This is a genomic window from Paraflavitalea sp., from assembly GCF_059502485.1.
In genome coordinates, this window is the sequence record NZ_JCACET010000008.1 from 1,500,046 (window position 1) to 1,523,717 (window position 23,672).

The following is a 23,672-nucleotide window of genomic DNA, read 5'->3' on the forward strand; positions in this document are numbered from 1 at the left end:
CCACAAGTTTCTCATCCTTTCATTATTCTGTTTTACTTACTGCCCCTTAGCATATACCCAGCCTCGAAGCGGTTGTCCTGTTATGCATTATCCCTGACCCGAATAGGCAAGGCAGTCGTTTTCTTGGTTATAATACGGAATCCCTACCCTGCAGGGTGGGTTGTCCCGCACGTCGGTATAACCCATCCCTTTTTAATTAGTTAACAGTTGTCTTTTGGCAAAGAGTGTTTTTTTCGGTAAATTCGAAAAACCCATTACACTATGATTTGGAGAAAGTTTAATGGCGATCAGATCGATCTACCCATTATTGATGCTGTTGAAGCAGCCATCAAACGCGAAAGCGACAAAGGCTATCACCTCAAGGTATGCATTGGTACCGACTCCCAGGTAAAAGGTTCCGAAACTGAATTTGCAACGGTTATTGTTTTCCTGCGTGAAGGACATGGAGGTTTCATGTTCATCCACAATGAGAAAACAAGGCAGCAGTATTCTATTAAGGAACGCATGCTGGTAGAAGTAGCCAAGAGTATTGAGATAGCCTATGAGCTATGCAATCTCTTTACGCTGTATAATGTGGATATGGAAGTCCATGCTGATATTAATACCAATCCGCACTTTAAGAGTAACGACGCGTTGAAAGAAGCGATGGGCTATATACTGGGTATGGGCTTTGCCTTCAAAGCCAAACCGGAAGCCTTTGCCAGCAGTAGCTGCGCCAACAAGGTAGTAAACTAAAAACCCTCGCCGCTGACGCCGAGGGTTTTTTATTGTACAGTTGTGATATACTCACAGCTAAAGGCTTTGTCACCCCTGTTCTTCCTCCTTCACCGTCTTATTGCACTGTTCTATGAACAGCAATATCTTATCCCTTCCCATTTTCTTTATGGCACTGGTTACAAAGCTCTGAGGCAGGAACTGCCAGGTTTTGCGCATGGCATCGAGGAACGCTTTTACATTCTTGCTCACTTCCCGCTGTGACTCTTTATCGGCCTTGGTGAATACGATGCAGAAGGGCAGCTCCCATTCGCCAAGTTGATTTACAAAGTCGATATCTACTTTTTGAGGAGAATGCCGGCTATCGATCAGTATAAATATGTTGACGAGGTTTTCACGCTTGCGCAGATAATCTTCAATCATGGTTTCCCATTGCTTACGCTGGCTTTGAGATACTTTGGCAAATCCATATCCCGGAAGGTCGACCAGGTACCAGGGAGTAGCAGGTGTTTTGCCGGGCGTGTACTTGTCGGGCAAAGTTTCAATACTGAAGTGATTGATGAGTTGCGTCTTACCAGGTGATGCGGACGTTTTAGCCAGTTTCTGGTTATCGGTCAACATATTGATGAGCGATGACTTGCCTACATTACTGCGGCCAATGAAGGCATATTCCGGCCTGTCTGGCTTGGGACATTGTTTGTAATCCGGACTGCTAACGAGGTATTGTGCTGATTTTATGATCATAACAGGGCTGCAAGATACGGAATACCCGGGCAACAGGTTTTTGCATGCTTTAATCGGGCTGTTATGCTAAAGAAACAAAGGGCAGGCACAATCCGGCAATTAATGAAATTTAATTGTTAAGCACTGCTTATTTGCTTTGCGCAAGCCGTTGATGGCCTTTGAAATATATTATATTGCCTGCATGAAAAAGACCCTCCTGCTTTGTTGCCTGTTGTGTGTGGTAGCTATGTTGCCGGCACAGATCAAGCCATTTCGATTTGTGCATATCAGTGATACACATATTGGTTCTCCTAATGGTAGTGCGGAAGAAGACCTGCGTCGTACGGTACAGGACATCAATGCCATGACCGATGTAGCTTTTGTGATCATTACAGGTGATATTACAGAGTTGGGTACAGACAGGCAGCTTCGCGTAGCCAAACAATTATTCGATAGCCTGCGGGTGAAATATTACATCATTCCGGGTAACCATGACAGTGGCTGGAGCGAAAGTGGCGGTGTAAGTTTTACTACCATCTTCGGATATGATAAGTTCATCTTTGATTACAATGGCGTTCGTTTTATTGGCTGCGCCTCGGGCCCTTATGTGCGCATGAGCGATGGCCATATTCCCCGCGATGCGACGATATGGCTGGATGAACAATTGAAGAAGACAGATAAGAAGCAACCGGTGATCTTTTGCAATCACTACCCACTGGACAATGGTCTTGACAACTGGTATGAAGTGATCGATCGCCTGAAGCAATACAATACAATCCTCGCTATTTGTGGTCACGGCCATAACAACCATGCAATGAACTTCGAAGATATTCCGGGGGTGATGGGACGTTCCAACCTGCGCGCCAAAGCAGCAGTGGGAGGTTATAACCTCGTAGACGTGCGGCCCGATTCGGTGATCTATACCGAACGCAGGCCCGGTGTGGAAACGCTGCAGCCCTGGACAAGGGTGGCTGTGAAAACGCACAACTATGCCGTGCCTTCCAAAAAGTTCGACAGACCGGATTATGCAGTCAATAAACAGTATGCGCAGGTAAAAGCCAAATGGACCATCGCTTCCAATGCAAATGTGATCTCTACACCTGCGGTATACAAGGACCGGGTGATCTTTGGCAACCAGAGTGGGGAAGTGGTATCCCTTTCCCTGCAGAATGGAAAACGCCAGTGGTCTTTCCCTACCAAAGGATCTATTTTCTCTTCTCCGGCCGCGAAGGATGATAAAGTGGTGTTGGGCTCTGGCGATGGAAAAGTGTATTGCCTTGACGCGAAGAGTGGCAAACAGGTATGGTCTTATACTGCCGGAGCATCTGTGTTGGGATGTCCGGCCATTTCCGGCGATACGGTGTTCATTGGCGGCAGCGATCATTCATTTGTAGCATTGGGCTTGCAGGATGGCAAGCTCCATTGGAAGTTCGACAGCCTCAACGGGCCTGTGGTAAGTACTCCATTATTGTACGAGAACAAGGTGATCTTTGGCGCCTGGGATACTTACCTGTATGCAGTAGATCGGAAGGATGGCAAGTTCCTGTGGAAATGGAATCCCGGCTCCCAGGTCATCAATTTCTCTCCTGCCTCCTGCATTCCGGTAGCGGTGGACGGCGTGGTGTATGTAGTGACGCCTAACCGCACTTTAACGGCCATTGACACGCAAACGGGCGTTACCCTGTGGAAGAGCACAGAAACGCGCGTGCGCGAATCTATAGGCATTTCCAATGACGGTAAATGGGTGTATGGTAAAACGATGCAGGATACGGTGGCGGCTTATGCCACGAGTCGGGAAGCCCAACGTCCGGCCTGGATCATGAACGCCGGGTTTGGTTATGAGCATGTGCCTTCTATGCTGATTGAAAAGGATGGACAGGTTTTCTTTGGCACACGTAGCGGTGTGGTCTATGCGATCGATCCAAAGCAGCAAAAAGTACTGTGGGCACATAAGATCGATAATTCCATGGTCAATACTGTACGAGTCCTGGATGGCAAGCACATCGTCGCTTCTACAATGGATGGCAAAGTGGCCTTGCTGGAAGTGAAGTAAGAAGTCAGAAAGACAGGAAGACTGAAAGTCGGAAAGACAAACAATCTATAAAAGAGAATCCCGCTGATCGATCAGCGGGATTCTCTTTTATAGATACAACAAACTTTACAAATTATACCAGCATGGTCAGTGGCTCTTCCAGGTAACCTTGCAGGGTTTGCAGGAAGGCTGCACCAGTGGCGCCGTCTACTACGCGGTGGTCGCAAGTGAGGGTCACCTTCATGATGTTGGCGATCACAATATTGCCATCCTTCACTTTAGGCACCTGGTTGATAGCACCTACAGCGAGGATACAGGAAGCCGGCGGATTGATGATGGCAGTGAACTCTTCAATGCCAAACATACCCAGGTTGGAGATGGTGAAGGTGTTGCCTTCCCACTCAGCTGGTTGCAGCTTTTTACTCTTGGCTCTTTGTGCAAAATCTTTCACTTCTCCCGCAATCTGCGACAGCGACTTCAGATCGGCAAAGCGAACTACTGGTACCAGCAATCCATCTTCTACCGCTACGGCTACGCCGATGCTCACGTGGTGGTTAACGCGGATAGCATCACCTGTCCAGCTGCTGTTGATAGCAGGGTGTTTCTTCAAGGCAATGGCACTTGCTTTCAGCACCATGTCGTTGAAAGATATCTTATTGGGAGAAATGTCGTTCAGTTTGGCCCTGCTGGCTACTGCCTTATCCATGTTGATCTCCATGGTGAGGTAGAACTCAGGAGCAGAGAATTTCACTTCAGCGAGGCGGCGTGCAATCACTTTACGCATTTGCGATACCGGTACATCTTCGAAGCTAACCTGACCAACTACTCCAGGCTGTGCAGCAGGAGCGGAAGCGCCTTGTTTGCCAGTGGCGGCAGCAGGAGCAGCAGATGGCTTGAAGTTGTCTACATCTTGTTTCACGATACGGCCACCATCACCGCTACCGGTAACCTGTGCAAGGTCGATGCCTTTTTCACTGGCCAGTTTTTTAGCGAGAGGAGAAGCCTTCACGCGACCATTTTCGGTAGAAGAAGAAGCGGCTGCTTGTGCAGGTGCTGCTTCAGCTTTGGCGGCAGGTTGTGCAGCAGCAGCTTGCTGGGCAGGCTGGCTGCTTTGTGTAGAAGCGGTACCACCACCTTTGGCAGCAGCAACGATCTTGTCTACATCTACTTTACCTTCTTCACCGATGATGCACAACAGCGCATTCACGGGAACTTTATCACCCTTCTGGGCGCCGATGTATAATAATTTTCCTTGTTTGTAGCTTTCCAGTTCCATGGTGGCCTTGTCGGTCTCCACGTCAGCCAGCAGGTCGCCCTTCTTCACGTCGTCACCCACTTTCTTGTGCCAGCCGGCGATCACACCTTCAGTCATGGTATCGCTCAGGCGGGGCATCAGGATCACTTCCTGCATGTTGGCGAGGTCGAGCGATTCGCCAGCGGCAGCAGGGGCAGGAGCTGGCTTGCTGTCGGCAGCAGGTTTTGCTTCCTGTTTAGGAGCTTCCGCTTTAGCTTCTGCCTTGGGAGCAGCAGCGCCACCACCGGAAAGGAGGGAGCTGATATCTTCACCGGGAGCGCCGATAATGGCCAGCAGGTCATTTACCTGCAGTTTGCCACCTTTATCAGTTCCAATATGTAAAAGGGTGCCATCTTTATAACTTTCCAGTTCCATGGTAGCTTTGTCTGTCTCAACTTCCGCTAACAGGTCGCCTTTCTTTACGGAATCCCCTACTTTTTTATGCCAGGCCGCAATCACGCCTTCAGTCATGGTGTCACTCAGGCGGGGCATTAAGATCACTTCAGCCATAGTCTATTAATAATTTGATATTTAATACGTCAGGTTGCTAATTGAGGGCCGAAATTACGGCAAAAGTCTGAAAGTCAGAAGTGAGAAAAGTCTGGGTGTCCTAAAGACGCAAATGCCCGACAGGCATATGTTTCGCCTCAAACAGCTCCGTATTTTCTGTATTCTGGTCTTTTGGCGCTTAGTTGTCTACCTCCAGTTTCAGCCGGTCGCGGAGCTCCTTTACCAGCGGGTACTGCTCCACAATTTGTTGGTATTTGTCCCTGAGAGACAGGGGCTTTTCCACCGGCTCCTGGGTCATATTGGTGTTTTCATTAACAACGATGGTGAACAGCAACTGCCGGTTGTTGAACAACTGCTGCAGGTACTCCGACAATACGCGGCGCTCGCCTTCAATGAACTTCTGCTCCAGGTTGTTATTCGTTTGCACCTCGAAAGTCTGGTGGTCCTGGATTACCAGCGTGGCCATATTGAAAGATTGGTTGGCCGGGTTCTTGGCCTCCTTCAATTGCTGGCTGAACTGTTGCCAGTATTCCTGCAGTTTATCTTGGCTCAGCGGTATCGGCTGACCGGCATCTTCTATTGGCTTGCCAATAAACTGTTGCCTTAAGGAATTCAGCGAGCCCAGTTTGCCAGAGGCGGTTTCGGGTTTCGTGTTCGATGTGCCGGTAGCAGGTTGTTTAGGAAGAGCGGGTTGGTTACTCGATACGGGTTGTTTAGGCGCCACGGGTGTAGTGGTCGCTGGCTGTTTGGGAAGAGCAGGTTGATTGCCGGATGTTGATCCATCATTGCCGACTGTCGATTGCCGATTGCCGGTATCTATGATCAACTTCGCTTCTGTCTTCTGACCCCCTGCCTCCGACTTCTGACCTCCTGTAGGCTGCTTCACCGCCCCCAAAGCCCTGAAAGCAACGGGTTTTGCTTCATCAATCAGTTTTTTTTTACTGAGACCTTCGCTTCCGGAGGCCAGGTCAACTGCTTGTTGCAGGTAAGTGAGTTTGATGAGCGCCAGCTCTACGTGCAGTCGTTTATTGCGGGCCCCTTTATAATTGATCTCTGTTTCGTTCAGGATGTTCAAAGCACTGATGAGGTAGGCTACAGACACTTGCTTCGCAGCAGCTATATAGCGGTCTTTAAAGCTTTCCACTACCTGCAGCAGGTTGGCTACCTTTTCGTCTTTACATACCAGCAGGTTGCGGATGAATTCAGCATAACCATTCAGTACCATATCACCTTCAAAACCTTTGCGGTCTATATCGTCATACAACAACATGGCGCCGCCAAGGTCCTGCTGCTGCATGCACTGCAGCAACTTGAAATAGTAGTCGGCATCTAGTATGTTCAGGTGTTCAAGCGTATTCTGATAGCTCACCACACTATTGGTAAAGCTCACGATCTTATCCATGATACTAAGCGCATCACGCATACAACCCTCACTCTTCTGTGAGATGAGGTGCAGGGCCGATTTCTCAGCGTTGATGTCCTCTTTCTTGCAGATATCCTGTAAGTGCTCTACAGTATCATTCGTGGTGATACGTTTGAAGTCGAATATCTGGCAACGGCTGAGGATGGTAGGAAGGATCTTATGCTTTTCGGTAGTAGCCAGAATAAAGATGGCGTAGGGTGGCGGCTCTTCCAATGTTTTCAGGAAGGCGTTGAAAGCCGAAGAGCTGAGCATGTGCACCTCATCGATGATATACACCTTGTAGCGGGCGCCGCCGGAAGGGGCAAACCGTACCTGCTCTACCAGTGAACGGATATCATCCACCGAGTTGTTGCTGGCAGCATCCAGCTCATGGATATTCATGGAAATACCGTCATTGAAGGATACGCACGAGTTACACACGTTGCAGGCTTCGCCATCGGCCCCTACATTTTCGCAGTTGATCGTTTTCGCCAGGATACGGGCACAGGTGGTTTTGCCTACGCCCCGCGGACCACAGAACAGGAAGGCATGCGCCAACTGCTGGTTCTTGATAGCATTCTTCAGGGTGGTAGTGATATGTCCCTGACCTACAACAGTATCGAAAGTTTGTGGCCTGTATTTTCTGGCTGAAACGATAAACTTATCCATGGGTATCCCTCTTCCGGCAAATGTAAGTAAATAACAGGGCATCGGAACCGGGTAAAAAAAGTGTGGGAATTATTTGGTTACTTAACAGTGTTAAGTATATTTGTGCTGTTAATTGATATTATTATGGGTATTTCGGAAAGAAAGGAAAAGCAAAAGACGGAGATCAGAAAAATGATCCTGGATGCCTCCATGAAGCTGTTCGTGGAGCAGGGCTTTGAAAATGTATCGATCCGTAAAATAGCCGATATTATAGAATACAGTCCCACAACCGTTTATCTCTATTTTAAGGATAAGAATGAGATCCTGTTCAACCTGCACGAGATGGGCTTTCAGAAGATGGCCGAGTTCAATGAAGGACTGTGGGATATCAAAAACCCCCTGCTGCGCCTCCACAAAATGGGAGAGAACTACATCAAGTTTGGGCTTACCAATCCCGAATGCTATGATTTAATGTTCATTCAGCGGGCGCCTATGGAAGCGATCGAGCAAACGGTGGATTGTGAGTGGAAGAGTGGCGATGTAGCCTTGGGAAGACTAAAAGAGACCATCCAGGAAGCAATGGATAAAGGGTTGATCGTCAAAGGAAATGTGGATGCTGTATCGATGGCTATCTGGAGTATGGTACATGGGTTGGTGTCACTTTCTATCCGTAACCGTTTCGACAAAATGATGGACCCCCAGATGACAATCCCTATGATGTCGCAGGCCCTCAACTGGCTGCTGGAAACCATCGACCTGACCATGAAAGAATAGGTCATTTTTTTTGCCCGGTTACTTAACACTGTAAATAATCTTTACAATATAAATCGTAAGCCATGTTATGGACATTCATCCGCACGTATGTGCTGGTGGCGGGGATGCTTTTTGCCCAGGCCGCCGTAGCCCAGAACATCCTGGAGGGCTATATTAAAACGGGGCTCGACAGCAACCTGGCGCTGCGCCAGCAAAGCTTTGACCTTCAAAAAGCCCAGCTCGACCTCAAGCGTGCCCGCACGCTGTTCTATCCCCAGGTCGATTTTGCTTCCCAATATACCCTGGCCAATGGAGGGCGTACGCAGGATATTCCCATTGGCGACCTGCTCAATAATGTGTACTCCACATTGAATGAGCTTACTTCCTCTCAAAAATTCCCGCAGGTGCAAAACCAGAACATTGCTTTCCTGCCCAACGACTTCCATGATACGCGGTTGGAGGTGACTGTTCCGGTAGTCAATATGGATATCCGCTATAACCGCCAGATCAGGGAGGAGCAGATCAATACCCACCGTGCAGCCATCGCTGTTTACAAGCGGGAACTGGTGAAGAACATCAAACAAGCCTATTACCAATACCTGCAGGCGGGCCGCTCAGTGGATATTTATACCAATGCGCTGTCGCTGGTGCAGGAAAACCTGCGCGTCAGTGAAAAAATGGTCAACAATGGAACGGCGCTCAAAGAAACAGTGCTGCGTGCAAAGTCCCAGGTGAGCCAGGTACAGGCATCACTGATAGATGCTACCAACAACAGGAAAAACGCTATTGCTTATTTCAACTTCCTGCTCAACCAGCCATTGGAAACAGAAGTGGCCATAGACAGTGCCGTTACAGAACAGTTTGCTCCCGTGCCATCGCTGGCATTGGAAGTGCCCGCAGGCCGTGAAGAGCTGGCACAGTTGAAGAGCTCACAAAAAGTACTGGGCACAAATCTCAAACTCAATAAGTCGTACCTCGTTCCCAAACTCAATGCATTTTACAATATCGGCTTCCAGGGCTTCCAGTTGAAATTCAATGGCGACCAGTTTTACCAGTTGGGTGGCCTGCAGTTCAGGTGGAATCTCTTCCGGGCCAATGACAACAAGTATAAGATCCAGCAATCACAACTCGATATGGATGCGCTGGAAAACCGGTACAAAGAAACCGAGCAGCAACTGAGCTTGCAGGTACGCACCGCTTACAACAACTATTATTCTTCCCTGCAAAGTTTACAGGCCCTGCGCGATGAAGTGCAGAGCGCTCAGGAAACCTATCGCTTCACAGAAAGGCGTTATCGCGAAGGGCAGGCCCTGCAACTGGAGCTGGTAGATATACGCACACAACTCACCAATGCCCAGATCAGGTATTCACTTGCTCAACTGGCTGTATTAACCAGGGCCGCTGAAGTAGAGCGTGCCACTGCATCCTATACTTTTTAAAAATAATCGTCATGAAAAAAATATGGTACTCCTCCCGCTTTCTGATCGTTGTGATCGCCGCATTGGCGGTAGCACGCTGTAATGAAAAAGCAGAAGCCAGGGCAACAACGACTGTTACAGAAAATGCTATCGCTGTGCGAACTCAACCAGTAACCGATACGGTCTATGCACCGGTATTGAGGTATTCAGGCTCCATTGCTTCTACTACCGAAGCCACCCTGTCCTTCAAAACAGGTGGCGTCATTTCAAAGATATATGTCAAGGAAGGTGATCATGTAACAAAAGGTCAGTTGTTGGCAGTGCTTGATCTTACGGAGATCAACGCACAGGTGCAACAGGCCTCACAAAATGCAGAAAAAGCACAGCGTGATGTGAACAGGGTGAGGAATCTATACAATGACACCGTGGCTACGTTAGAGCAATTGCAGAATGCTACTACACAACAACAGGTTACTTCCGAAGGCTTGCGTATAGCCCGCTTCAATCAACAATATGCTCAAATAAGAGCTACGGAGAGCGGTACGATCCTGAAGAAGGTGATGAATGAAGGAGAAACAGCTGGTTCTGGCGCTCCGGTATTTTACTTCAGCGGCACAGCAGGCAATGACTGGGTAATACGCTTTGGTGTGTCCGATAAAGACTGGGCAGTGTTGAGGAAGGGCAATAAAGGCGCCGTATCACTGGATGCCTATCCACAAAAAACTTTCAATGGACTCATCACAGAGATTGCTGAAGGCGCCGACAGGGCCAATGGTACCTACGAAGTGGAAGTAAAGGTGAGCCCTGATGGAGCACGCTTTGCCAGCGGTCTGTTTGGCACGGTTCAATTACAGCCTGCCGCACAACAACGCGTCGTGCTGGTGCCTATTGAAGCCCTGGCAGAAGCAGATGGCAAGAAAGGTTTTGTATATACCGTGAACCAGGATCAAAAGACGGTGCAACGCCATCCTGTAACCATCGCTTTCCTCGAAAAAGACAGGGCTGCTATTGTAAGTGGCCTCGATAATGTACAACAAGTAATTACAGAGGGAGTAGGATACCTGACGGAGACAGCTACAGTAAAAGTGGTGAAGTAAGCAATCAATCTCTAAAAAACGAATCATGAAAATAACTGACTTCTCAGTCAAGAACTATCAGTTCACCCTCATCGTCTTCGTGATGCTGATAGCCATCGGGCTCAATTCCCTGTTCAACATGCCGCGCGGAGAAGACCCGGACATAGAAGCACCGAACTTCTCGGTGATAACTATCTATCCTGGCACGAGCCCCCAGGATATGGAAGAGCTGGTCGTTGACCCCATCGAAAAGAAATTTAATGAGCTGGATGATGTAAAGAAACTGATCACACGCATCGATGATGGCCTCGCTGTAACAACCATCGAGTTCAAATACGAAAGCGACCCGGAAAGAAAATACCAGGACGTAGTGCGGGAGATAGATGGCTTACGCGCCAAATTGCCCCAGGATATTGTAAGCATGGAAGTGCAGAAGTTCACCCCCTCTGATGTGAACATTATACAGATCGCCCTGATGAGTGAAACAGCGCCGTATAAAGACCTCGAAGAATGGAGCAAGGAATTAAAGGAAAGATTGGAAAAGGTTAAGTCACTCAAGAATGTAGAGAACTGGGCCTTTCCACAACAACAGGTAAGGGTATCATTGCATCTCGAAAAACTGGCGCAAAACAAGATACCACTCAATAAAGTACTGGGTGCTATCCAAAGCGAGAACGTAAACATTCCCGGCGGTAGCATCGAGATGGGGACCAAGAAATTCAACGTAAAGACGAGCGGTAACTATAAATCAGTAGATGAAATAAAGAATACGATTGTCAGCAGCGCCAACGGTAAGCTGGTCTACATCAAAGACATCGCTGAAGTGAGTTTTGATTACGAAGAGCAAGGCTATATTGGCCGGCTCAATGGCAAGCGTGGCGTGTTTGTAGTGGCCAGCCGCAAAGCAGGCACCAATATTTTTTCAGTAGAAGAGCAGGTGCGGCCGGTGCTGGAACAGTTTCAAAAAGAATTGCCGAAGAGCATTGCCTACGAACAGAGCTTTGACAATGCCGAAAGTGTACGTAAGCGCCTGAGCGGATTCAGTGGCGATTTTGCCATTGCCATCTTCCTGGTATTGCTGACCCTGCTGCCCCTGGGCTTCCGCGCCTCGTTGGTGGTGATGATCTCTATTCCTTTATCGCTGGCCATTGGCTTGTTCCTGCTGGACATGTTTGGTATCACCATCAACCAACTGAGCATTGTGGGATTAATAGTTGCCTTGGGCTTATTGGTGGATGATAGCATTGTGGTCGTGGAAAATATTGAACGCTATTTGCGGCAAGGGTATAATAAGAAAGAGGCAGCCATGAAAGCGACTAAACAAATTGGCCTGGCAGTGTTGGGCTGTACGGCTACGCTCATCTTTGCATTCCTGCCGCTGATGTTCCTGCCCGAAGGCGCTGGTGACTTTATTCGTAGTCTCCCTGCTGCTGTAGTGACTACAGTACTGGCCTCGCTGTTTGTATCACTGACCATCGTGCCGTTCCTGTCGAGCCGTATTTTAAGCCCACACCACAATCCGGAAGGCAACTGGTTCCTGCGCGGTTTGAAGAGATTCATTGGTGGCTCTTATCGTCGTCTGCTCCACAGTGCTATTGCTCATCCGGTGATTACGTTGCTGGTGGCCCTGGTGATCTTTGTAGGTAGCCTGGCATTGGTGCCGGTAGTTGGCTTCAGCGTGTTTCCCGCTTCAGAGAAGCCGATGTTCCTGGTAAACATTGAAACACCATTGGGCACCAGTTTATCCACTACAGATAAAGTGGCCCGCTACGTGGAGCAGGAGATCAGGAAAGTGCCCGACCTGAAGAACTATGCTACCAACGTAGGCCATGGCAACCCCCGCATTTATTACAACGTGATCCCACAGAATGAAGCAAGTAACTATGCCCAGTTGTTCATACAATTGAAAGAAACCCCGCCAGCCAAAAAGCTAAAACTGATCGACGAGCTGCGTGCACGGTTTAAAGATTATCCCAATGCCAGGATCGAAGTGAAAGACTTTGAACAGGGGCCACCGGTCGAAGCGCCTATCGCCATCCGCCTGTTTAGTGAAGACCTCGATACCCTGCGTGCTTTATCCTTCCGGGTGGAGGATATGCTGAAAAGAACACCGGGCACCATGTACGTGAAGAATGAACTGACCACACTTAAAACGGATGTAAAGATCAAAGTGAACAAGGAAAAGGCTGGTATGTTGGGCGTACCCGTCAATGAAATTGACCGGTCGATCCGGATGGCCATCGCAGGACTTAATATCGGCACATTCCGCAAAGAGAATGGCGATGAATACAACATCAACGTAGCACTGCCAAGAGGCGATCACCAAACACTCGATGCATTGCAAAAAGTATATGTGAGTACAGCAGGCAACACGCCGGTGCCTTTGAGTCAGCTGGCCGATATTCAGTTTCAAACATCACCCACTAGTATCAAACACTACGACAAAGATCGATATACAGTAATCACGGCTTTTGTTCAGAGCGGCTTTAATACGACGAAAGTAACAGAAGGATTATTGAAAAACCTGGACACAATGCAGTTCCCGGCCGGCACCCATTATAAGGCAGCTGGTGAAGTAGAAAGCAAGCAGGATAGTTTTGGCGGGCTGGGAACCATTGTGCTCATTACCATCTTTGGTATCCTCGGAATCCTGGTATTGGAATTCAAGACCTTCCGCGGCACATTGATCGTACTGTCGGTAGTGCCATTGGGAATTATTGGTGCAGTGTTGATGCTGCTGGCTACCGGTAACACTTTTTCTTTCGTGGCCGTGATTGGTTTGATTGCGTTGATCGGTATCGAAGTGAAGAACTCCATTCTGCTCGTCGATTATACCGACCAGCTACGGAAGCAAGGAATGGGGCTGGAAGATGCGATCCAGGAAGCAGGAGAAACAAGGTTTGTACCCATCATCCTCACCACCCTCACCGCTATTGGTGGTTTGATTCCCTTGGTGATAGAAAACAATCCGCTGTATACACCACTGGCGCTTGTGATCATCGGAGGCCTGATTAGCTCTACACTGCTCACACGCGTAGTAACACCAGTATTATACAAACTGCTGGCGCCTAAAGTGGAAGTAGAAACACAAGAGCTTGCAGTTCAAAGTCAAAAATAGAAGAACAATAAGAGGAACTAAGAATCAACAGATAGGCTTAAAAAAAAGAGAGCGTCTCAAATACTTTTGAGACGCCCTCTTTTGTACCCGGAACGGGAGAAATATTGAACCAGGTAATGACAGATTTATTAGGTGTTAGTGAATAGCTTGTGACAGCTTTCGTTGTTACCGCAGGTTGCCCCACAAATCGGGCAGATCTCTTAGCCGAACAAAGCGTCCATCTTTAATTCGTGCTGTACAAGTGTGTCGGAATAATTGTTTCTGGTAAGCCCCCAGGTTGTAACAAGAACCAGGTGTACTGCCTTTCTTGTCTGAGTAACTTCTTTAAAAACACTGATCTTTCTTTTGAGCTCTTCTGCGTAACTTTTGCTGATAACAAAAGTGTCGATTGAGAATTTCATCTCACAGATATTAATTACTCTATCTGCGCGATCGATCAACAGATCTATCTGAGCGCCTGATGTTTCTGTAGAGCCAGACCATGCCGAAGTTTCTGTTCTTATTCCGCCAATACTTAATCCAAGTTTGATTTTGGAGATATGTTCGAGGCAAACCTGCTCAAATGCATAGCCCGCCCATGTATTCTGGTTCGGTGTATCCAGTTGACTGATCCAATAAGCCTCATCCGATGGTTCAAATCCTTTTATCCATCGAAAATAAAAAAGAGAGAAAAAATCTGTCAGCTGGTAGATGCTGTTCTTTTCCTTTTTCCCGAAGGCCCTGTATTTGCGGATAAAATGACTTTCTTCCAGTTCGCGTAAAATTCGGGTTGTTCCTCCGCCGTTAGGCATTTTAGATGCTTTAATTAATTCTTCCCTGGAAAGCCCCTTTGCTTTTTTACTCAGTGCTTCAACGATCTGAATATGACCTTCTGCTTTCTGGAATAACGAGTGGTAGAGGTTGTCGAACTCTGTCCGTAAAATCCCTGATTCTGTAAAACAGAGCGCGTCAATATTCTGAGCCGCACTTAGTTTTGGGTCTATTCGTGACAAATAAAAAGGTATGCCTCCCATTACCATATATAACTGGACAATCTGATATCTGTCAAAAATGGCGCCCTGGCTATTGAAAAATTGCTCACACTCTTTTAGCGAAAAGGGCTGTAATTGTATTCTGTCTGTTACACGGTTATGTAATCCTCCTCTGCTGTTAAGTATTTTATTAATGATCCAGCTTGCCGCTGATCCACATACGATCAGAAGTATATCTGTTCTTGCGCTGGCCCAGGAATTCCAGAAATGTTCCAACGCCGCAAGAAACCCCGAACCTGCAGTATCGAGCCATGGCAGTTCATCCAGGAACACTATTTTTTTTTCACTTTTCTTCGATTCTAATAAAGTAGAAAGTTGAGTGAATGCTTCCAGCCAGTTTTTGGGCGCCGGCTGGTCTATATGCAAGGGGGTGTATTTGTTTAATGCAAGGTGAAAGTTTGCTAATTGGGTGGCTGTGTTTGTATTGGCCATACCGGTGACCTGGAAATCGAATGAGGAAAAGGCATTTCTGATCAGGAATGTTTTTCCCACTCTTCTTCTCCCATATACGGCAACGAATGAAGAGCCTGTTTCTTCAGCAAGCTTCTTCAATTTGACTAACTCGTTTTGTCGACCAATAAATATTTCCATCTCCGATTTGGCTAAAAGCTATTCAAATATATAACTTTTAGCCAAATATAAAGATAGATTTGGCTAAAAGTCATTAACAAGAGGTAGTTATAGCCAAATGTATTTCACGGGGTCACCATATTGTATAAAATGAAAATATGTAGTAAGAGGTTAATAATTTTAATCCTGTCAAGATTAATTCAGCTTCACTTTAGTCGTATCACCCTTCAAATGTTTATCTAAGAACTGCAGTATCTGTCCATACCCCTTGATCTCATTTTCTTTCTTGATGAAACCATGCCCTTCATCAGGGAACACAACATAATCTACCGGCACACCATTTTTCTTCACAGCTTCCACCACCTCATCACTTTCGATCTTTAGTACACGTGGATCATTGGCGCCCTGTAATACCATCAAAGGCTTTTTGATATTGCCGGCATGCAGCAGGGGTGAGAATTGTTTCAGACGAACAGTGTCAGCTGTATTGGGATCACCGATCTCTTCATACAAGGCTTTCTTGAAAGACTCCCAATAAGGGGGCACTTCTTTCAAAGTACGCAACCAGTTGGCCACACCAAACAGATCAACACCTACCTTAAACTCATCAGGCTGGAAACACATGGCCGCCAGCGTCATATAACCACCATAAGAGCCGCCGATGATGCCGATCTTCGAAGAATCGATATAGGGTAGGGAAGCGAGATACTTCTTGCCCCATACACAATCCTGCAGGTCTTTCTCCCCGTGGTTGCGGTTATCCATTTTAAAGAACGTTTTGCCATAACCACTGCTACCCCGGTTGTTGACAGCGAGAATAGCATAGCCATGATTCACCAGGTATTGGATCAGAGAAAAATAACCGGTCCTCGATTGACCACCGGGACCACCATGCACCCACACCAGCGCAGGCACTTTGTTGGTGCTGCTGGCCTGCTGAGGTTTGTAATAAATAGCAGGTATCTCTAACCCGTCAAACGATTTATAACGTACCACCTCTGCGGAAACGAGGTCTGCTTCTTTGATGTCTGGCGCAAGCGTATTGGTAAGCTTCTTCAGCTCTTTCGTGCCGAAGTCGTAAACATACAGGTTGTTGGGCGATTTGGAATTGCCGACGGTAAGGCGCATTTTGTTTTCACTGCGGGATATAGAAACACTTTGCACATCGCCATCGTCGATCTTGGGGAAGTCGACAGCCTGACCAGTTTTATGATCGAAAATGTAGATCTTATTCTTGCCGTCTTCATTCACGCCAATCACGCGGTACTTTTCATTATACGAAAGATACATGTACATCACGTCCCAGTTGGTGCTGTACAGCTTTTCGCTTTTGCCGCTGGCGATATCGTATTTCATTACATACTGATATTCACTGGCGCTATCGGTCACATAGTACATCGTATTATTATCCATGGAAAACTGCAACGGGATATTGGTACTCTCCAACGTGCCATTCAGCTTTTTGATCTGTTTTGATTGCTGATCGGCGATGTACATGTTGGTGGAAGTGGTGGTAATGGTTTCCATAAGAGCGAGATAACGTTCGTTGTCTGAAATCGCTATAAAATCGTACCCGTTATCATTCTTATAGATCATGTTGGGTTTCCAGCTGCCTGTATCCATTTTGTAGAGGTCAAAGAAGCGGGGATCACGTTTGTTGCTGGTATAATAGATAGCTTTATTGTCCCGGCTCCAGCCATAGAAACCGGCTTTTTCCTTAGCGCCGGGCGTAAGGTCTTTTACACTGCCGTCACCCTTTTGCAGAAACAGGTGATCGTTTTCGTTACCCCCTTTGTCGGAGCTATAGATGAAGTTGGTAGAACCGGGTACATAATCATTACCAAATATGGATTCCTTGGCCGAGGTGGTCAGCGCTTTCTTTTGCCCGCTGGCGATATCGATCTCATAGACATTGTAAATACCACTCTCATTACTGTTCACAAGCAGTTTGCCATCATCGGAAGAGATGGCGCCACCGCCTACATTGGTGCTTTTATAAAACTGTTCGATGCTGTATTGAGCTACCTGCCGTGCTTCAGGTTCTTTTTCTGTTGGTTGTTCATTACAGGCCAGCAGTGAGCCTGCAATTACGATCAGCCAAGGGTTCTTTTTCATGTGTGTAAAGGTTTTGAACACAGAAGGTACCGAATTAAGGATTGCGGTAAGTGGGTATAAATGGTCAATGGTGAGTAGTGAGTTGTGAATGGAAAGACGCAAAGAGGTGACACCTTTTCAAAAGGTGTCACCTCTTTGCGTTTGGTCCCTCGCTTGTATGCTTTACTTATTCTTAGCGACCTGGTCCTTTTGACTAAACTCAAACTCGCCAACCAGCACACCTTCCTGTTTGCCGCCTTTATCCATCTGCAGCGTGATCAGTTTACGCTCCTGACGGCCATCGGCATAATGCGTAAATATTTCAGCCATCACGGTGGTAGGGCCGCTAAGCTTGAACTGCTGATCTCCATAATAGTTCACCTTCACCTGGTATTTACCATTCACAGCCTTCTTGAGCAGGAATTGCTCAGGGCCATAACCACGGGTAAAGTCGGTAGATATCCGGCCGCCGATCAGGGTCTCCTTGTGACTGTAATAACAGGTTTCCTCATTGGGGTCGGTAACCCAAAGGTCCATGTCTGTATCATTCTTATTCCAGTTCAACACCACCCGCACGTCGGTAGGCATGGCATGAACAAGCTTGCTATCGATGTTGGAAAGGTCCAGCTTTTCCTTGTGAAGACTAATGAGCTGATTGATCTCTGTAACAATGATCTCTTCGATACCACGGTACATGCCATTCATGCTTTCGCTATAGTTCTTCTTCAGGGCAGTGTACAACGTATCCAATGCCTGTTGATACAATCCGGCGTCGGCCAGGGCCAGTCCATAATCACGGTAGCTGTGCGGCTCCTGCGGGCGCCATTGCAATACCTTTTTGAATACGATAAGAGCCTCTTCATAAGCGCCCGCTTCCCGCAATTTATAACCAAGCAACTTATACAACTCATGATTCTCGAGATCGATCTCCGCCATATTGGTCAGTATCTGTAAACCGGTAAGCGTATCCCTTTCCCGCAGGAAGAAGTTGGCAACGTCATAATAGAAAGTGGGGCTATACAGGTTGTCCTTGCGCAAAGTGAGGTAGGCATTGTACCGATTACCTGTCTTCTCTTTGGCGAGTACTTGCAGATAGGGCCGCTCAGGTGTCCATTGCTTGATGTTGATGGTCGTCACGGGTTGATCGTTGTAGCTGCCCGCAGTTCGCTTTTCTTCTTCTGTCATGTGTTTGTACGCAAGCGGAGCACGGTCTACAACCCCATCTTTGTCAACCTGTAAGCCGGGCAACTTTTTGAACAAATCAGTGACGGCGGCAGGAGCGGCATCTGCTTGAACTTCTTCATTTCGTACACTTCCAGTCATTTCCCGCCTGCGCTGAGTACCCATTCCCACTACCACCACTTCATCCAGGCTATTAGAGGATGGTTGCATTCTTAGCGTCACCCGGTTGTTGTTTTGGAGTGCTACTTGCTTTTGATTGTAACCAATAGCAGTTGCCTGCAAGGTTTGGCTGCCGGCCGGTTTGGTGATGCGGAAACGCCCTTGCTCATCAGTTATAGTCATTGCCTGTGATCCTCCCTGCAAGGATATGGTTACGCCAGACATTGGTAAGCCTGCCTGGTCCACGATCGTCCCTTGTATAATATTATTGGCAAGACTGTTGTCGCGTGTAAGAACATCTTTCTTTCCTTTAATAGGTTTAGGTGCAGCCTTGGCAGTGAAGCTTCTGTTCCACCAATTCACCAATACATCCAGCTGTTGTAAGGCATTGGCCAGCGTCAGCTGCAGTCTGCTTTCCCGTTGTACCAATTGCTGTTTGATCATTTGATCATACTGACCCCTTAATTCAGCAGGGGGCTCTATTTCATAACGCACATAATCGTGGACTGTTTCCAAAACAATGAGAGAGGTATTGCGGGTAACGATGGAGAATCGCTTGCCGAGGAAAGTGATCAGTTCTTTATTTTGCTCATACTGAATGTCCAGTTCGCCGATCTTCTTTTGTGCCCACACTTTGCCCAGGTTCACCACATTAGTTCCCTGCTTGCTGAAGTCGAGCGTGATGGTCTTTTCTGTAGTTACTGTAGTGCCATAACCGAATTGCAATGTGATAGTAGCGTTCGGCTCGGTAACGATGCCAGCTACAGAAAAGTTGTTCACTACCGGCTCAGGCATGGAAGGATAAGTCTCGCTTATCACCCTATTGCGTTTAATACCGATGAATTGCAGCGGCTGCTGCGTTAGCAATGGCACAGCCTCATTTGTTTTTAATGCATTGAGGTTGATGAAAGCGCCGCCCGTTTTTTGAGCGATGTATTGGAGGTAAGAAAAATCTGAACGCGCTGCCGAGCTGATAGTATACACAGGCTTGTTGGGCAGCGGTATGTCCTGTGCACTCAACGACGACATCCCATCAGTAAAGAAAATGTATTCTTCGCTGGTAGGGAATTGAATGCGGCTGTAGTTGGTGCCGCCATCGTAGATCAATCCTTCTATGGCCGTCTTTAATTCATGCCAGTTGCCATTTTGCACCCGGTACCGCCCTGCTTCACGAAACGTATTATTGATCACTGCCAGGTGCACCAATACATTGTTGGCAGTCTTCAGGTATTCATCCAATAAAGCCAGTTCTTTAGCGCGATCCCGGTTCAAGCCACTCAGGGAAGCATCCCACAACACGGTAATTTCACGCGGCATCACTTTGGCCCTGCTGCCTTTCTGCGGAAAGCTATTGACGAGAAAGTAATAATTACCACCCGTTTGCTGCATCATCACCTCAGCATTGTCGGGCGCTTTGGGTAGGGTAATCGTAAGCGAATGCTCCGGTATAAAATGCTGTTTGCTGATGGAGGCTGTATAATTATTATTCCATGCCTTGAACTGCAGTTCATCATCAGGTCCTTCTTCCAGTTGAGGTTGTATGGCCGATTGCAACACAGATACATCCAGCTTGAAATTGTCCACCGGCTTCTTGTGGTCCAGCGGCAGATGGTAACGCAACAACTGCTTGTTATTAAAAGATAACTCCTCTTCGTAAGCAATAATAACGGTGCGAACGCCATTCGCAGGCATAGGGTAGATGCGCGTGCGGAAGTTGTTGCCTTCTACCTTTTCCAGCAAACCGGGGTCCACCTGCCGCCGTTCGATCTCTTCAAATACCTGAACGGCTTTCTCCTTCTCTACTGGTACCGCTTCACGCATACGGCCGTTGATGTCAAGCGCATAGCGGCTGATAGATACCCCTTCAGGCAGGGGAAAGATGAGTTCGCCTTCCAGCACGCGGCTGTTGTTGTTACGAAACGTCATTTCCATGGTCGTAATCGCGATGGTGCCGGCTATCTTTACATCTACCGTCAGTTTGCTGAGGTAAACATTGGGGTCGGTTTTATCATTGATCTTTAATTGAGGTAGCTGAGCTTGGGTAAGGGAGTGGCAGGCTATGCAAATGAGTAGCATGACCACGCCGTAGCGTGTCTTTGTCTTCATAAAGGAGCATTTCCATTTGGATGCAGCGAGGCGGAAGTTTGCATAATGTGGCAGGCAAAAGAGACCCGCGCCCTCTTTTTTCCGTTTTTAGTAAATCACCCGGGAAGAATAGCATCCCTTTGGTTATAAGGCTAATATGTTCATTTTCAACGTCAAATAGGCCGTACGAGGCCGTTTCCTCCACGGGTTATCCACGCCCCTTTATATTTCTTGTTTTCTATGTCCGAATTCTCTTTTCCTCCCTTACCTTTGCGGCCTGAAAATACCCCTGTTAAAAGGTGGTTAATAAAACAATACATTCTTAAAACATATGGCAAACGTTGGCAAGATCAAACAGATCATCGGCGCGGTAGTGGATGTGCAGTTTGAAGGAAAGCTCCCGGAAATTTATAATGCATTGGAACTGAAAAGACCTAATGGCGATACCCTGGTACTGGAAACACAACAGCACCTGGGCGAAGACAGCGTACGCTGTATTGCCATGGATGGTACTGAAGGCCTCGTTCGTGGTCTGGAAGTAAAAGACACCGGCGCTGCCATTGCCATGCCTACAGGTGATGCTATCAAAGGCCGTCTGTTCAATGTAACCGGCGATCCCATCGATGGTTTGCCAGCGGTTCCCAAGCAAGGTGGCCGTCCTATCCACAGCAAGCCCCCTGCTTTCGAAAACCTCAGCACTTCTACAGAAGTACTGTTTACCGGTATTAAAGTAATTGACCTGATCGAGCCCTACGCAAAAGGTGGTAAGATCGGTCTGTTCGGTGGTGCCGGTGTAGGTAAAACCGTATTGATCCAGGAATTGATCAACAACATTGCCAAAGCATATAGCGGTGTATCAGTATTTGCCGGTGTAGGTGAAAGAACACGTGAAGGAAATGACCTGATGCGTGAGATGATCGAAGCAGGCATCATGAAATATGGCGACGCTTTCAAGCACAGCATGGAAGAAGGCGGATGGGACCTCAGCAAAGTTGACATGAACGAGCTGAAAGATTCCAAAGCAACCTTCGTATTCGGACAAATGAACGAGCCCCCAGGCGCCCGCGCCCGTGTGGCCCTCTCTGGTCTTACCATCGCTGAATACTACCGTGATGGAGATGGACAAGGTAAAGGACGTGATATCCTGTTCTTCGTAGACAATATCTTCCGTTTCACACAGGCGGGTTCCGAAGTATCGGCCCTCCTCGGTCGTATGCCTTCTGCGGTAGGTTACCAGCCCACCCTCGCCACTGAGATGGGTGTGATGCAGGAACGAATCACTTCTACCAAGAACGGTTCAATCACTTCAGTACAAGCGGTTTACGTACCTGCGGATGACTTGACTGACCCCGCTCCGGCTACTACCTTCGCCCACCTGGATGCTACTACCGTATTGAGCCGTAAGATTGCCGACTTAGGTATCTATCCTGCGGTTGACCCGCTGGATTCTACCAGCCGTATCTTGACACCAGCCATCGTAGGCGAAGCACACTACAAAACTGCCGACCGTGTTAAATTGATCCTCCAGCGTTATAAAGAATTGCAGGATATCATCGCCATCCTCGGTCTGGATGAGTTGAGCGACGAAGATAAACTGACAGTTGCCCGTGCACGTAAAGTACAGCGCTTCCTGTCTCAGCCCTTCCACGTGGCCGAGCAGTTCACTGGTCTGAAAGGTGTACTCGTTCCGATCGAAGAAACCATCCGTGGTTTTAACATGATCATGGACGGTGAAGTAGACGAATATCCTGAAGCAGCTTTCAACCTCGTAGGTACTATCGACGACGCGATCGAAAAAGGTAAGAAACTGTTGGCTCAGGCTCAGGGATAATCAAACAATAAACAATGAATTTAGAAATATTAACTCCCGAACGTAAACTCTTCAGCGGCGATGTCTATGGCGTTCAGTTGCCAGGTATCACCGGTCTGTTTGAAGTGCTCAACAGGCACGCACCGCTCGTGAGCGCCCTGAAAGCCGGCCGGTTAAAAGTGCTGAAGGACAAAGCCAATGATTCACTCTTCTATGATATCCAAAGCGGTTTCGTAGAAGTGCTGGACAACAAAGTAACCGTGTTGGTAGAAGGTGCTACCCAGGTAGGTGAATAAATAAACGTTCATACGAACTATAGTCTTGATCCTCCCCCGCATTGCGGGGGAGGATTTTTTTATGGGTGTAATGGATACACGATAGGCCTCCGTTCCCCCAAAGCGATACGATAAAAAGGAGTAAAAGGAGCATGAGCGCTAATAACGGTCATGCCCCCTTGGTGGTCCCTACCGTATACCGTACGTTTGACTTGTTACTGTGATTGACAGCAGTACAGCGAGCGGATAAAGATTGATACACCAATTGACAGCAACAGGTAAGAGAAAGAGGAGAGGAAGATAAAAGAAAAGTAGCCGGCGATAAACGAAGGGGAGTAGGAAGGTGGCGGAGGGATAGTGCTGAGATAGAAAAAAGGTAGTCGGCAAATAGAAGAACAATGAAAGAGCGGAGTAAGCAAGAGAGAAATACAGCAAGTGGGGAGTAAACGGTGAGTAACAGGTAAGTAAAGGATGAAGAGGAGAAAGGTAGCGGTGGGGTATAGATAGAGTATGGATAGTGTATAGATGCTGTATAGATAGAGTATGAAAATAGTATTGAAGAGAAAATCAGCAGTTTTGACCCCAAAACTGCTTCTATTATATTGCCTCGGCTATACTAATCATCAATGCAAAGGTTAAAAACCGGAGATTTTATGTCTATCGGGATGGGATAATAATGTCGGCCTTCTATTGCGACGAAGGGCAGGTTACGACATAGTATTGTCGCAACTGTGACGTGAGTATTGTCTTTACTTGACTTACGACAAAATATAAGCAT

14 protein-coding genes are annotated in these 23,672 nt (G+C 47.5%); 8 read left to right on the plus strand and 6 right to left on the minus strand.

Going from position 1 to position 23,672, the window contains the following annotated elements; genetic code table 11:
* The first annotated feature begins 261 nt into the window (after positions 1–261).
* Positions 262–735 carry a ribonuclease H-like YkuK family protein gene (locus tag AC5JBY_RS08950; RefSeq protein WP_495904231.1) on the plus strand — a complete coding sequence of 158 codons (474 nt, stop codon included), beginning with the start codon at positions 262–264 and terminating at the stop codon, positions 733–735.
* A 69-nt stretch (positions 736–804) separates the two neighbouring features.
* Here the strand turns inward: AC5JBY_RS08950 and yihA are convergent, their stop codons facing one another.
* Positions 805–1,458 (minus strand): ribosome biogenesis GTP-binding protein YihA/YsxC, encoded by a 654-nt coding sequence (yihA, locus tag AC5JBY_RS08955; RefSeq protein ID WP_495904232.1) that lies wholly within the window; start codon positions 1,456–1,458, stop codon positions 805–807.
* Positions 1,459–1,639: 181 nt separating this feature from the next.
* Here yihA and AC5JBY_RS08960 point away from each other — a divergent pair, with 181 nt between their 5' ends.
* On the plus strand, positions 1,640–3,490 hold the full coding sequence (locus tag AC5JBY_RS08960; protein ID WP_495904233.1) for an outer membrane protein assembly factor BamB family protein: 1,851 nt from the start codon (positions 1,640–1,642) through the stop codon (positions 3,488–3,490).
* 112 nt (positions 3,491–3,602) lie between these two features.
* On the opposite strand, the gene AC5JBY_RS08965 is transcribed toward AC5JBY_RS08960, so the two are convergent.
* Positions 3,603–5,273 (minus strand): pyruvate dehydrogenase complex dihydrolipoamide acetyltransferase, encoded by a 1,671-nt coding sequence (locus AC5JBY_RS08965; RefSeq protein WP_495904234.1) that lies wholly within the window; start codon positions 5,271–5,273, stop codon positions 3,603–3,605.
* A 178-nt stretch (positions 5,274–5,451) separates the two neighbouring features.
* A complete protein-coding gene (locus tag AC5JBY_RS08970) occupies positions 5,452–7,344 on the minus strand; it encodes a DNA polymerase III subunit gamma/tau (RefSeq protein ID WP_495904235.1) in 1,893 nt (630 codons plus the stop codon).
* Between the two features lie 123 nt (positions 7,345–7,467).
* Here AC5JBY_RS08970 and AC5JBY_RS08975 point away from each other — a divergent pair, with 123 nt between their 5' ends.
* The 4 genes from AC5JBY_RS08975 to AC5JBY_RS08990 all read left to right on the plus strand — a co-directional run bounded on the left by AC5JBY_RS08975 (position 7,468) and on the right by AC5JBY_RS08990 (position 13,688).
* Positions 7,468–8,097, plus strand: coding sequence for a TetR/AcrR family transcriptional regulator (locus AC5JBY_RS08975; protein ID WP_495904236.1), 630 nt, complete (start codon positions 7,468–7,470; stop codon positions 8,095–8,097).
* 62 nt (positions 8,098–8,159) lie between these two features.
* Complete coding sequence (locus AC5JBY_RS08980; RefSeq protein WP_495904237.1) at positions 8,160–9,515, plus strand: TolC family protein; 1,356 nt, start codon at positions 8,160–8,162, stop codon at positions 9,513–9,515.
* Positions 9,516–9,526: 11 nt separating this feature from the next.
* On the plus strand, positions 9,527–10,591 hold the full coding sequence (locus AC5JBY_RS08985) for an efflux RND transporter periplasmic adaptor subunit (RefSeq protein WP_495904238.1): 1,065 nt from the start codon (positions 9,527–9,529) through the stop codon (positions 10,589–10,591).
* Between the two features lie 25 nt (positions 10,592–10,616).
* Positions 10,617–13,688: an efflux RND transporter permease subunit gene (locus tag AC5JBY_RS08990; RefSeq protein ID WP_495904239.1), complete on the plus strand. Its 3,072-nt coding sequence runs from the start codon at positions 10,617–10,619 to the stop codon at positions 13,686–13,688.
* 200 nt (positions 13,689–13,888) lie between these two features.
* Here the strand turns inward: AC5JBY_RS08990 and AC5JBY_RS08995 are convergent, their stop codons facing one another.
* The 3 genes from AC5JBY_RS08995 to AC5JBY_RS09005 form a co-directional block, all read right to left on the minus strand.
* The gene (locus AC5JBY_RS08995; protein WP_495904240.1) at positions 13,889–15,310 is read right to left on the minus strand and encodes an AAA family ATPase; all 1,422 of its coding nucleotides are present in this window, start codon (positions 15,308–15,310) and stop codon (positions 13,889–13,891) included.
* A gap of 174 nt (positions 15,311–15,484) precedes the next feature.
* Positions 15,485–17,404 (minus strand): S9 family peptidase, encoded by a 1,920-nt coding sequence (locus AC5JBY_RS09000; RefSeq protein ID WP_495904241.1) that lies wholly within the window; start codon positions 17,402–17,404, stop codon positions 15,485–15,487.
* A gap of 162 nt (positions 17,405–17,566) precedes the next feature.
* Entirely contained in the window at positions 17,567–20,830 is a 3,264-nt protein-coding gene (locus tag AC5JBY_RS09005) for a DUF2135 domain-containing protein (RefSeq protein ID WP_495904242.1), read from the minus strand.
* Positions 20,831–21,140: 310 nt separating this feature from the next.
* On the opposite strand from AC5JBY_RS09005, the gene atpD reads away from it, so the two are divergent.
* Positions 21,141–22,640: a F0F1 ATP synthase subunit beta gene (gene atpD, locus AC5JBY_RS09010; protein ID WP_495904243.1), complete on the plus strand. Its 1,500-nt coding sequence runs from the start codon at positions 21,141–21,143 to the stop codon at positions 22,638–22,640.
* A gap of 14 nt (positions 22,641–22,654) precedes the next feature.
* Positions 22,655–22,915 (plus strand): ATP synthase F1 subunit epsilon, encoded by a 261-nt coding sequence (gene atpC / locus AC5JBY_RS09015; RefSeq protein WP_495904244.1) that lies wholly within the window; start codon positions 22,655–22,657, stop codon positions 22,913–22,915.
* Positions 22,916–23,672 lie beyond the last annotated feature (757 nt).